An 11542-nucleotide genomic window follows, 5' to 3' on the forward strand; every position below is an offset into this window, starting at 1 on the left:
ACTATGCAATGATCTGCATCGACTCTCCTGCAATGTTACATGAACTGCCCAGGGATACAGGCGGCCTACAGGGCAAGCGTTACATTTCGCAAAACGTCGTTTACATTTCGCTAGACTTCAACGGCAGTCTCTTTAGCTGAGCGCTAGATTACTTTTTGAGATTCTCTGACCGAATAGACACTATGCAATCTTCCTATGCTTGGCTCGAATCATCCTTAGCGACGATTCACAAAGCTCACTGGCACCGTTCTCCTCGAGTGACGGCGGGGCAACCTGGTCCAGTTGTGCAGCTTGAAGGTAGATCGGTCTTGAACTTTGCCAGTAATGATTATTTAGGGCTGGCTGGGGATGAGCGGCTGCAGGCAGCTGCGATCTCATCTATCAAAACCCACGGCACAGGCAGTACAGGGTCAAGATTGCTCAGCGGTCATCGTTTGGTACATGAGGAATTGGAAGGTGCGATCTCAGCATGGAAAAGAACAGAGGACGCGATCGTCTATAGTTCTGGCTATCTCGCTAACATAGGAACGATTGCTGCACTGGTCGACAAACGAGACCTAATTGTGGGTGACGAATACAACCACTCTAGTCTCAAAAACGGTGCGAAATTGAGTGGAGCAAGGATTCTCGATTACCGCCACAGCAACGTCACGGACCTACACAATCAGCTACAGAAGACTCGGCATAACTACCGTCGCTGCCTACTATTGACCGACAGCGTCTTCAGCATGGATGGCGATCTCTGCCCTCTACCAGAAATCTTAAATCTTGCTCACCAGTATGACTGCATGGTGCTTGTCGATGAAGCCCACGGCACGGGTGTCTTAGGACCGACAGGTGCAGGCTGTGTAGAGCACTTTGACTGCAGCGGCGTGCCCCTCATTCAAATGGGGACTATGAGCAAAGCTCTCGGCAGTTTAGGAGGATATGTAGCGGGGACTGCTCAGCTGATTGACTACCTCCGAAATCGGGCTGCCACATGGATTTATACAACAGGGCTATCCCCAGCAGATACCGCAGCAGCACTAGCTGCAATTCAGATTATTCAATCCAGACCTCAGCGCCGTGAGCAGCTGTGGCAGAATGTCGCCCAGCTTAAGGAGGCGATCTCAAAACTTCCTCGGGTCATAGATGGAGAGTGGAAACTGTTGCCTTCAGATTCTCCGATTATGTGCCTGCAGATGAAGAGCCCAGAGATTGTACTCAAAGTGAGTCAAGAGCTACTGGAGAAGGGTATTTATGCTCCTGCAATTCGCCCCCCGACTGTTCCGACCAGTCGCATTCGGTTTTCTGTGATGGCGACCCACCAATCTGAACAGATTGATCGGTTAGCAACAATATTGGAAGCAGGTTAGAGCTAATTTAGAAGAGAGTATAAAGTGTGCTTAATCCAGACTAGGAGAGTAGACATCCTCTCAATATAGGATCAGAATCCTGCAATCTATAAATCCCTACAAAAAAAGCACTAAAAACCCTCAGAACAGATGAAAGAATTATTTTTATACTTCCATTTAGTAGCATTCATTAAGCATATTAATAAGTTCTGCTCTTCTAAATAAAAACTACTTTTGGATTTTTTAATGCCTATAGAATTGACATCTTAACCGTTGGCAATTTCACCTTATTAATCAATAAATAAAGATAGGAACTCACGAAATTAAAAGTCGACGACCATTTCCATGAGAATGAATTTTATACCAATACAGAGAAATCATGTATCAATATTTCTATAGAGCGTACAACTCAAACACATGCTAATTTTTCAGACGTGTTGGCCAACGTTTAATTGTTGTGTCACTGCTGCCGGTGAAAATACTCTTCCCATTAGGACTGAAAGCAACCGTCCAAATTGCTTGGCGATGCTCAGGTAAGGTACCTAAAATATTCCCTGTCGCTGCACTCCATAGCTTGGCAGTTGTATCATGACTGCTGCTCACAAGAATCTTCCCATCGGGACTAAAAGTAATTGCTCGGACCGCATCCATATGCCCAGCAAAAGCTTTGAGTAGTTTTCCCTGGCTAACGTTCCACAGCTTGACTGTTCGGTCATCACTACCAGTGGCTAGCGTACGACCATCAGGACTAAAACGAATGGTTCTTACAGAATCCTCGTGGCCCATCAAAGCCCAAATCTGAATCGGTGGGTGGCGATCGGCAAGTTGCCAAACTTCGATACGACCGCTATCGTCACCGAAGGCAATTTTGTTTTCTTTGGGACCAAAGGCTACAGACTGAATCCAGCTATCGGTCTTGACGTGATAGATCCGTTTTCCGGTCTTCAGATTCCAGATATGGAGCCTTCTGCCCGTTCCGCCGCTGACTAAAAACTGACTATCTGGACTGAGGGCAATCGCTTTTACATCATCTCCCTGTTTGAGCGTCTGTAATAGCTGCTGTGTTTCTAAACTCCAAACCTTGATGCGATTGTCCCAACTCCCACTAACAAGCGTCTGACCATCTTGGCTGATGGCAATAGACGCGACAGCATCTCCATGGCCCTGAACAGTGTGGGCTAGAGTCCCTGTCTGTGCATTCCACCACCTGAGTTTGCCATCATAGCCACCGCTCACGAGGGTAGCCCCGTCTGGGCTGACCGCAATGGCATAAACCCAAGTCCCTCTATGATCCAATGTCTGGGACGCAGAAATAGGCTGAATTGCATTTGTTGCAAGGGCCAAAGTTTTAGACCTTGCCCACACTTGGGAGCAGATCAGCCCCAATACACCTATGAACACAGTAGCCATAAGGAGTAAGACAGTCGGTCTTTTAGAGCTAAGCTGTTTCCGAGCAGTTCGACATTTCATGCCTGATACCTCCTGAGGGAATGCGTTCTAACTGAGCAAATCATCGGCTAGATTGAGACTGCGCTCCTGTCAGTGCTTGAGGGCTAGAACAAGGAGAGCGTGGAACCTGATTTGATGCTTTCTTCTCCCGCCATAAACGTAGTATTGAAAGGGCTGTAATGCATAGGATCGCGATCATGCTGATTGGCGTGACATAGGTCCAGTGATCAGACATTTTGTCCCATACATGCCAAGTCAGCAAAAACAGGGCAAGGTAGGTCAGCCGATGAAGCTTTTTCCAATTTTTTTTAAGAGCTCTAACACTCCAGTCATTGGAGGTCGCAGCTAAGATAGCAAAGATAGCCATTGTCGCAATTCCCTGAAAGTAAATCCATGAAGTCCTGGGATCCATAAAATCGATATCGCGCTTTCTTACTAGTATCCAACCGTGAATAATAGCCAACAAAAAAGCTAAAACACCGATGCATCGACGCTGTTTGAGTAATGCCTTCGGTATACCCGTTTTTTTCATATGGGGGAATACAATTCTCATCACGCTTGGCGTAAGGGTAATGACATAGCTGAGTAAGGCTAAAAGTCCGAGAAAATTTTCAGGGGGCGGAGTGTCGATACCAAACATACTCACTTATTCCTATAAAGATTTTCATGAGCTGGAACACTTGAGGTATTGGCTGTAAAGCAGCCCATGTATGACGGTCTAACTTCAAGGCTGGGGATTGACTTACTGGAGATATCGCACGATCCACGGACCTAATCTTTCTTGAAGTTCAGTGGTGATCTTGCGATCGCGTCTGGTCCAAATTCTTGGTGTTTCAAAGACACAGGGCTCTAAGATGCCGTAGAACACATTCCCTTGATAAATCGGAGCGTGGATGAGTGCCCGATGTCTAAACACAGATCGTTCTAATGCCAAGTCCAGTGTGCCGGTGGGCGCTGACTCGATATCTCCTATAAAGTGGGCTTGCGAAGATCGATAAGCTGATGCGGTCAGTGGATCCTTTTGATTTAGCGCCTGCGACTCAGGACTCCAGGTAGACTGGACCATAGTGGGCCATCGAGTTTCACGACTATAGCCGTGGGTAATTCGAGTCAACCGCTGCAGCGGAGCACGGACAAAGAGGAAGCAGCGATCGCATCTCAACTCCTTCACCACCACAGGCATAAGAGCTGTCAACACTGAATTGGGATCTCGCGAGTTTTGCAAAGCTGCTGTTAAGGATTGAGGAAGATCGGGACTAGCGGCTTCCGGCATTGCTGAGGATGTTGTTTGAGGATGAAAGCTACCCTGTCGAGAGGGGGGCTGAGCGATCAACTTTGTTCGAGCGCAACTCCCGATTGTGAGACTTCCGACAACCCCCCTGAGTAACCCCAAGGTCTCCCGACGAGACCAGCTAAGCTGTCTGTATTTCACGTTTTACCTACTGATAGTTTCATCACATCCAGGTGTGTACGGCCCTCAATGCTCTAAGACTCACGGCCTAAATCATTCTGCCGATAGGCCCGTAGTGGACGGTCGTCAAAGAGCGTCGTTAGGTTAGGCTGCTCTGCTAGAAGTCCTGCTTCCGTCAAGAACTGGGCCGCTTTTTGAGCCGTAAAGCCGAGATGGTCAAAATTGTTCCCTGGCGTCAGTGCTCGAATGTTTTCGTCAACCGATAGAAGATGTATACCCTGACTGAACATTTCAAACTTCGCGTCAGAGAGTTGTGAGTGCGTCAGCATAATTTCCCTGGAGAGGTCTGGGTTTTGATTTATAAAATGAAGGCTCTTAAACCAGCTTTTGACCAAGAACTGAACTGCATCCATCTTCTGATTCAACGCTGTCTGACTCACAGCAATGACCTGAGGAATACTTCCCGAAAAATCTTTAGAACTGAATAGCTCTCGACTGCCTGGACGTTTCAGAGCCACTAGCCAGTCCGGCTGCCAAACCACAATCGCATCTAGCTTTCCTGCCACAAAAGCAGTTGCAGCATCTATTGTGCTCAGGTCCTCAATCTTGACCGCATCACGCTTCATGCCGACTTTTTCTAAGACTAAGGTGAGCAAAAAATCAGTCAGCTTCCCTCGCTCAACACCAATGTGCTTGTGCTTGAGTGCTGCAGGACTTGCGATCTCTCCGGTCACGATGATTTTGTCGTTGCCGCTAGAATAATCAGTGACTAACACCACAACTTCGCCATTCACCGAACGCGATTCCATCTCAACTGTGTCATTGAAAACTTGGCAGTTGGCATCCAGAGTCCCTTCTGCTATGGCTGCTAAAGCGGCGTAGTAGTCGTCAAACCACTGCAGCTCAATCTTGATTTCATTGGCTTCAAGAAAAGCCTGCTCTTGAGCAATTGCCCAGGGCCACCAACCTGCCCAATCCCTAGAACATCCTAGCTGCAGAACCTGCGCTGTTTCCTGAACGCTTGGTGCTAGCGTTTGCTTAGAGACCAGAAACCTAGAGGGAGCACAACTCAATGTCAGAACCAACACGCAGATAAAAAGAGAAGATAGCCGTTGTCGGGTGTTCACGCTGTTTAGGCCGATACGGTGACAGAATACAAATCTCGTTGGGCCTGCGATGGAGAAATTTCTAAGGACTGATGCTCAAGCAGCATCGTGGTGGAGAGATTCTGGGTAAACCCAATGTGTTCATAGAACCCTTGCTCTCGGGAAGTCATTAAGTACACGCGCTCGGCTGAGCAAATGTGAGGATGTTTTAAGAGCGTTGCCATTAGCTTGCGACCAAGGCCCACCCCTTGATACTCCGGGTGAATCACAACATCCCAAATAACAGCCCGATAAACACCGTCAGAGGTGGCGCGGACAAATCCAATCTGTCGCTCTCCCTCCCAGACCGTGATCACAGGGTAACTGTTTGCGATCGCAACTTCTAAATCTGCACCACAACGAGCAGCAGCCCAGGGAGCTGAAAGCTGAAATAATAACTGCAATTGCTGTATATCGATTGCTGCGGTGCGATCGCAAAAACGGAAGTGGCAAGTATCCATTCAATGACTCTCTTTAGAACTAGGCACACAAGCGGGAATAGAGGATAGGATCAGAGCGTCCGTCCTCAACATCGTCAGCCCTCTGAATTGATCTCCCCTTCTATTTCCTATGCCAAGAACGGTGAGTGCTCCGCCCCCAGCCAGGAAGAAAATGCAATTCAGAGAGCTATAGACGCTCCTCTAGAGAAGGATAAAATCTGACGTGCTTAGACCGGGGTTATCAGTGAAGGTGGTTAGCAATCCCCCCTCTCCAAAGCCAGCGTTGGCACCGTTCTGGTTGTAAAACAGGTCGCCTGTGTTGGTCTGATAAACGATTTCAGCTAAGCTTTGGCGAGCGCCCATCGTGCTGTTCACCACCTCAAAGTCAGCCGCAACGCTGAAGCCGTCGCCCGCAACACTACTCAATGTGTCAAAGGTGGTCAGACCTAGGGCAATCTTGTCCTGACCTGCGACAAATCCTTGGATCTGGTCGCTGCCAACATCTCTACGGACAAAGGTTACGCCCGTGTCATAGGTGTACAGATCTGCACCTGCACCACCAACTAGGGTGTCATTACCAGCACCACCGATCAATGTGTCAGCACCACGATTGCCGAGAATCTGATCAGCGCCACTGCCGCCAGAAAGACTATCACTGCCTCTGCCACCCATCAGAGTGTCGCGTCCATCATCCCCTGCGAGGGTATCATCTCCCTGCTTGCCTTGAAGTAGATCGGCTTGGTCACCCCCTTGAAGATCATCATTACCTCTGCCGCCGTTGAGAATGTCAGCACCTGCTTCGCCAATGAGAGTATCGTCTCCCTTGCCACCATTGACGAGATCCGCTCCGTCACCGCCGCGGATAAAGTCGTCGCCCCTACGTGCGAACACTCGGTCGCTGCCTTCACGGGCAAAGATTCGATCATCTTCTTTAGTGCCTTGCAGAAAGTCACCTATTTCAGTACCAGCAACTGTATTAAAGGCCTGGCCTTCGTAGTCCACAATGCCGACAAGTTCAGTGTTGAAACCAGCTACAGGTACAGGGGTCAGGCCCTGACCAGCAACCTCAAAGTAAGCATCTTCAACGAAGAGTAGCTCTGACTGACGAATGAAAAATCCGCCAAAGCCCTCTACGCCGACGTCATCGGCAGAGGGCAAATAGTCAATTCCCTGAATCTCACCATCTTCAAATGTGGCGAAAGGAAAAGGGGGTTCGCCATCGCCAAAGTCAATATCATTCTCTTCAGTAAACGTTTCACCAAAGATATTAAGGGTTAATTTAAAATCACCCAAATCATCTTCAATTCGAGCCAGTTCTTCTCCATTACCCGTAATTACAGAAGTGTCATAGGAGAAATCCCCATCAAAGTTCTGACCACTAAAAAGGGTGACATCAAACTCGAAAGAATTCATCGATTCTTCGTTCATTTTCTATATACCTAACTTCACAAACCAGACCGATATTCACATGAATAATGATTTAATTCAATGAAAGTTTTGTTTATCCATTGATTATCCTTTGGTAAACATGCCGACAACCAGATGCAGAGAACTTTGCCAAAAAGACACGATTTTGACGAAAATAATCTATTCGATTTTTAGTGACGTTTGAATTAGATATTTAACGAGAAATATTGATTATCATTGATGCTTATACTCTGATCTTTGAAATCGGAGGATAATCACCGAGTTGAGAATCAAAAAACCACCGACAGCTTGAATAGTGGAGAATTTCTCTTTAAGGAGAACCATGCCAAGGAGCACAGTTATCAAGGGCTCAACGGTCGATAAAATTGAGGCTTGAGAGATGCCAAGAATCTGAATTCCGGCTAACAAACTCAGAACAGGTACGATTGTTGATACGATGACGAGCGCCATGGTAATCATGACAGCCGTTAGGTTTGAGGGCAAGATAAAGGTTGACTGCGCGGTCGCCGCTCCGACAAAACTCACAGCAGCACCTAGAGAAATATAGGCACTGCTGACAATAGGATTAAGGGTGTTTACAAGCCGTGCACTCAAGAGTAGGTAGAAAGAATACCAAAGCCCCGAAGCTAGACCGAGTAATATTCCTGTAAGTGAACGATCTGGGCCAGTCAAGTCAGCAATTAACAGACAGCCGACAAGTGCTGAAGCTAGGGCAATGCTTCGGTTGAGAGTGGGACGTTCACCCTCAATTAACCAAGCCAAAAGCGTAACGATAGCTGGGTAAGAATACAGCAGCAGCGTTGCGATACCAGCACTCGTATATTTTAGGGCTGAGAAAAGAAAAGCTGCCTGTCCCGCATAGCCTAACATTCCAAGACTAATTGCCGAGAATGCATCGCGCTTCGAAACTCGCCATTCCTGTCTCAGCCATAACCAGATCCACAAGATAAAAGATGCACCTAAAAATCTCAATGCTAGGGTGCTTGTAATGTTTAAGCCCTCTGCATAAATAAGTTTTCCAAAAATTCCCAGCGTAGAAAATCCAAATGCAGACATAAGGATAAAGGCAATGCCTTTCCATTCATGCGTTAGCTTCGGATCGCGTACATTGATCAATATTTTTTCCTTTCGCTAACAGTCTGATAAAGCAACTCAGAAACTGCTTCATTTCTACAGCACTACATCAATAGTCCCGTTCTAATACGGCATGAATAATAGGGAAACCGCTGTTGCACCGTAAAATTTTTCCAGATCCAGATCTTCAGGACGGTTTAAAGCTTGACCCTGTCCTAGAAAAATTCGAGAGATGCGGAATCGATGGTAGTTTTGCAGCAGATGCTTCACATCAATGTATTGAACTTCATTGCCGCGATAAAGTTCACGATCTAAGTCAGGCAGGCTATGCCACGGGCAGCGCATCACATCATGATGAACGTTGTGATAGCCGAAGTTAAGGAGCAGCAAATTGACCCATCGGTAGCGAAAACTAAATAAAGGGGTGGAAAAGGTGTGGAGCGTCTCGTACGCGCGGCTATGGTTAGGCAGTTCAGAACCGATAGGGTACACGTCAAAGGTATGCTGGAATGCATCAATCCACCGAATGACTGTCACCATACCCGTATAGGCAATAAAGTAAAGCACTAATGCCTTCAATGAAATAGTCCCCATGACGGTAAACAAAGCCCCACGAATCACTAACAGCGTCGCAACTCTTAGCCGCAAATGCTTCCGATCAGGATGCCAAAACGGCACCGTAATCGATCGCCACTGAGCCATAAAGTTCAGGCAGGGAAAGTACAGCCACTCCAATGTAAGAATTGCATTACGCACAGGGGAAGGAAGGCGTCCCATCATACTAGGCAAGTCAAAGGGACCAAGGTCTACACAATCGATATGATGACCGAGATGGACCCTGGCTAGATCTCGAAAGGGAGCATAACAGCCGCCGTTCAGCCAGATCATGAGATTGCCTCCATAGGTATTCCAACGACGACTGTAGAAAATCGTGTCGTGCATGAACTCATGGGTCATGATGGCAGAGTTGATGAGGCTGTGAGAAAGCCAAATCACGCCCAGTGCGTTTAACAAATAATTGTCTGAGAATAGAAATGTAATACCGCCGCAATACCCAATCAAGATGCTAGAAATTGCGATCGCATTTGCAAAATGATTGCGATAACCTAGGTATCGTTTAGAATCTATTTCCGTTTCAGGTCTGACAGTCGTAACCATAGTCTGTATTTACTTTCGCAACCGTGTAATGAAAGACAAGAATCACCTACTGAAATCAAGAAATGACTTCAGTACCTAGAGATATATATTTTTTGCCTAAGCTTTCACTGAGATAGCTTGGGACAATGGCTGAGACTCAATATCTTGAAAAGCCCACGCTAGAAAGCTATTTTCCCCGAAGAAGTAACCCTCAAAGGAGGGAAGATAGGCATATTCAGGGTCGGCTAGCAAAAGCTGATGAGCCGTTCGCAATCTAGAACCAGGAATAGCAGAATTCAAGTGGTGAATGAGATGCAAATGATCTGCATGGGGAAACATCAAGAACTGCAGAATGGGGTGACACATGATGTTCCGAGTGAAATAAGGAACGCTGGTATCTAGCATGTGCTCACTCATATTCACTAACTGACGGATAGCTGCGTATGTCGTAAGCAAAGGAACAACATAAAAAAGGAGAAAGTCTTGCCAGAGTCCTACAGCAGAAACTAGCAGTATGATGGTCAACCAAAAGAGAATTCGAGCAACAAGCTCTACTCTAGAAGCAGGACTGAGAAAGCTTTGAGCATAAGCATTTAGACTTTTTCTGAACTGATATGCTCCGCTTAAAACTCGAAACAGGTGCCAGTTCCTTTGATGCCGAGGGAGTGGTAGATGAGCATATTTTGGCAAATTAGGATCTCGTTCTGAATCCCCAATATGAACATGGTGTTCCCGATGAATCTTTCGCAATACACCAATTGAGATATGAACTGGGAATGCACAAAAAATTGATGTAATCCAGTCATTTAAGAATGAACTCTTAAAGACCTGATTATGAAATGCTTCATGGGAAAGATTATCCAACGCTCTCAAACGAGAGCCAATCAGCAGTAATGCGACTGGATACAGCCAGAAGCTTAGCTTAGCGAGGGCAACAGCTATACCAATGACAATATAGTGACCTAGAATTTTGCCAAAGCCTGAGAGATTATCAGTTGTTTGAAGCTCTCGTAGTGATTGCCTAATCGCAGCATCCATATTCTCTATTCCCTAGACAATTGACTCGTAGAAAAGTAAAGGTCTGAATGATACTTTTGAAATAAAGCATTACGGTTTGACTCTGTAAAACAGAGAGAATTATGGCTATGAACCGGAAAATGGTTGCATCCAGTAGAGGCAAAACAATCTCTTAACTTGATCAACACAGATACTTCCGGTGGGAGAAAGTATCTAGCGACTTTCTCCGGCGAGGATAAAGCCTACTATTTCAAACAAATAAAGGCGCTATGTGAGTTTGATCTTTTCCCTGCAGGAGCTAGAAGACACCAACAGATCAGTCACTCAACGGATCATGGACTCTCAATTTGATTGAACCTATATCGACTGTTCATACCAATATCCAGCCAAGTGGAGAAGGGCCACCTCAGGCTGAGGATTGGCAATGAAATCAATCAGGATCAATCATGCCGATAAATTCTTATGGCCGTAAGTACAGAAAGTAACCTCTTAATTACTTCAACTTCCGACACCAATGAATTTAGCGCACTTAGATCTCTTTAGGGTTATATGCAGATTATGCATTAGTTAAATATGCTACTGCTTTTGTGCAAACGGTAACCTAAGCTATTTTGTGCTCACAAAATTATCGAGCCATCGCGGCTCGCCCGGTTTTCTGTGTCTTTTTGGCTTGCCGATCACCCTCTTTGGAAGGGTCATTTTTTATTTCTGAAAATAAAATTAAGTAATTATTCGTGTCCGTTTTTTCTTAGCAGGCGCGAGTTTTTTCTCTCAAAAAGAATAAACTGCTGCGTGAAGTCGTGCTGTATTTAGTGGACTTAACGGGTACAGCATTATCTCTACTTTTACAAGTGTATTAATCCCTTGTCGTTGTGATGCACTTCTTCTGAATAAAGGGGCCGTAATCTACTGTCGTGAAAGGTAATCGCAAACTTCTATTCAATGCATTCGCTCACCAATCTAACCTTGCAGTAAGTAGGGAGGTGCAAATAAGCTTAAGATAGCTATCGTATCTATCGCCTCTTCCTCCATGCCAGCAGCATTGCGTATCACTTTGACTGAAGATGAAGCATCAACTCTTCAAGACCTTCGCCAATCTCCAGCAGC

10 protein-coding genes are annotated in these 11542 nt (G+C 46.2%); 1 reads left to right on the top strand and 9 read right to left on the bottom strand.

The window, feature by feature from the left end:
- Positions 1–182 precede the first annotated feature (182 nt).
- A complete protein-coding gene (gene bioF / locus C1752_RS24860; RefSeq protein ID WP_110988750.1) occupies positions 183–1355 on the top strand; it encodes an 8-amino-7-oxononanoate synthase in 1173 nt (390 codons plus the stop codon).
- A gap of 399 nt (positions 1356–1754) precedes the next feature.
- Here the strand turns inward: bioF and C1752_RS24865 are convergent, their stop codons facing one another.
- The 9 genes from C1752_RS24865 to C1752_RS24905 form a co-directional block, all read right to left on the bottom strand.
- Positions 1755–2678, bottom strand: coding sequence for a WD40 repeat domain-containing protein (locus C1752_RS24865; protein ID WP_158535195.1), 924 nt, complete (start codon positions 2676–2678; stop codon positions 1755–1757).
- A gap of 166 nt (positions 2679–2844) precedes the next feature.
- Positions 2845–3423 carry a ferric reductase-like transmembrane domain-containing protein gene (locus C1752_RS24870; RefSeq protein WP_110988752.1) on the bottom strand — a complete coding sequence of 193 codons (579 nt, stop codon included), beginning with the start codon at positions 3421–3423 and terminating at the stop codon, positions 2845–2847.
- 102 nt (positions 3424–3525) lie between these two features.
- Positions 3526–4215: a GAF domain-containing protein gene (locus tag C1752_RS24875; RefSeq protein WP_146242426.1), complete on the bottom strand. Its 690-nt coding sequence runs from the start codon at positions 4213–4215 to the stop codon at positions 3526–3528.
- Between the two features lie 53 nt (positions 4216–4268).
- Positions 4269–5321, bottom strand: a complete 1053-nt coding sequence (locus tag C1752_RS24880) for an aliphatic sulfonate ABC transporter substrate-binding protein (RefSeq protein WP_158535196.1) — start codon at positions 5319–5321, stop codon at positions 4269–4271.
- Between the two features lie 5 nt (positions 5322–5326).
- Positions 5327–5800, bottom strand: a complete 474-nt coding sequence (locus tag C1752_RS24885; RefSeq protein ID WP_110988755.1) for a GNAT family N-acetyltransferase — start codon at positions 5798–5800, stop codon at positions 5327–5329.
- A gap of 180 nt (positions 5801–5980) precedes the next feature.
- Positions 5981–7207, bottom strand: coding sequence for a calcium-binding protein (locus C1752_RS29510; RefSeq protein WP_110988756.1), 1227 nt, complete (start codon positions 7205–7207; stop codon positions 5981–5983).
- 213 nt (positions 7208–7420) lie between these two features.
- Positions 7421–8323 carry a DMT family transporter gene (locus C1752_RS24895; protein WP_110988757.1) on the bottom strand — a complete coding sequence of 301 codons (903 nt, stop codon included), beginning with the start codon at positions 8321–8323 and terminating at the stop codon, positions 7421–7423.
- Between the two features lie 81 nt (positions 8324–8404).
- The gene (locus C1752_RS24900; RefSeq protein ID WP_110988758.1) at positions 8405–9439 is read right to left on the bottom strand and encodes a fatty acid desaturase family protein; all 1035 of its coding nucleotides are present in this window, start codon (positions 9437–9439) and stop codon (positions 8405–8407) included.
- Positions 9440–9535: 96 nt separating this feature from the next.
- A complete protein-coding gene (locus C1752_RS24905) occupies positions 9536–10456 on the bottom strand; it encodes a fatty acid desaturase family protein (protein WP_110988759.1) in 921 nt (306 codons plus the stop codon).
- Between the last annotated feature and the right edge of the window lie 1086 nt (positions 10457–11542).

This window comes from Acaryochloris thomasi RCC1774, from assembly GCF_003231495.1.
Taxonomy (GTDB): Bacteria; Cyanobacteriota; Cyanobacteriia; order Thermosynechococcales; family Thermosynechococcaceae; genus RCC1774.

What these genes read in the sequence shown, in the direction of transcription:
- C1752_RS24900 (WP_110988758.1), bottom strand. Translation starts at nt 9,439, where the DNA reads ATGGTTACGACTGTCAGACCTGAAACGGAAATAGATTCTAAACGATAC.
- C1752_RS24870 (WP_110988752.1), bottom strand. Translation starts at nt 3,423, where the DNA reads ATGTTTGGTATCGACACTCCGCCCCCTGAAAATTTTCTCGGACTTTTA.
- C1752_RS24885 (WP_110988755.1), bottom strand. Translation starts at nt 5,800, where the DNA reads ATGGATACTTGCCACTTCCGTTTTTGCGATCGCACCGCAGCAATCGAT.
- bioF (WP_110988750.1), top strand. Translation starts at nt 183, where the DNA reads ATGCAATCTTCCTATGCTTGGCTCGAATCATCCTTAGCGACGATTCAC.
- C1752_RS29510 (WP_110988756.1), bottom strand. Translation starts at nt 7,207, where the DNA reads ATGAACGAAGAATCGATGAATTCTTTCGAGTTTGATGTCACCCTTTTT.
- C1752_RS24905 (WP_110988759.1), bottom strand. Translation starts at nt 10,456, where the DNA reads ATGGATGCTGCGATTAGGCAATCACTACGAGAGCTTCAAACAACTGAT.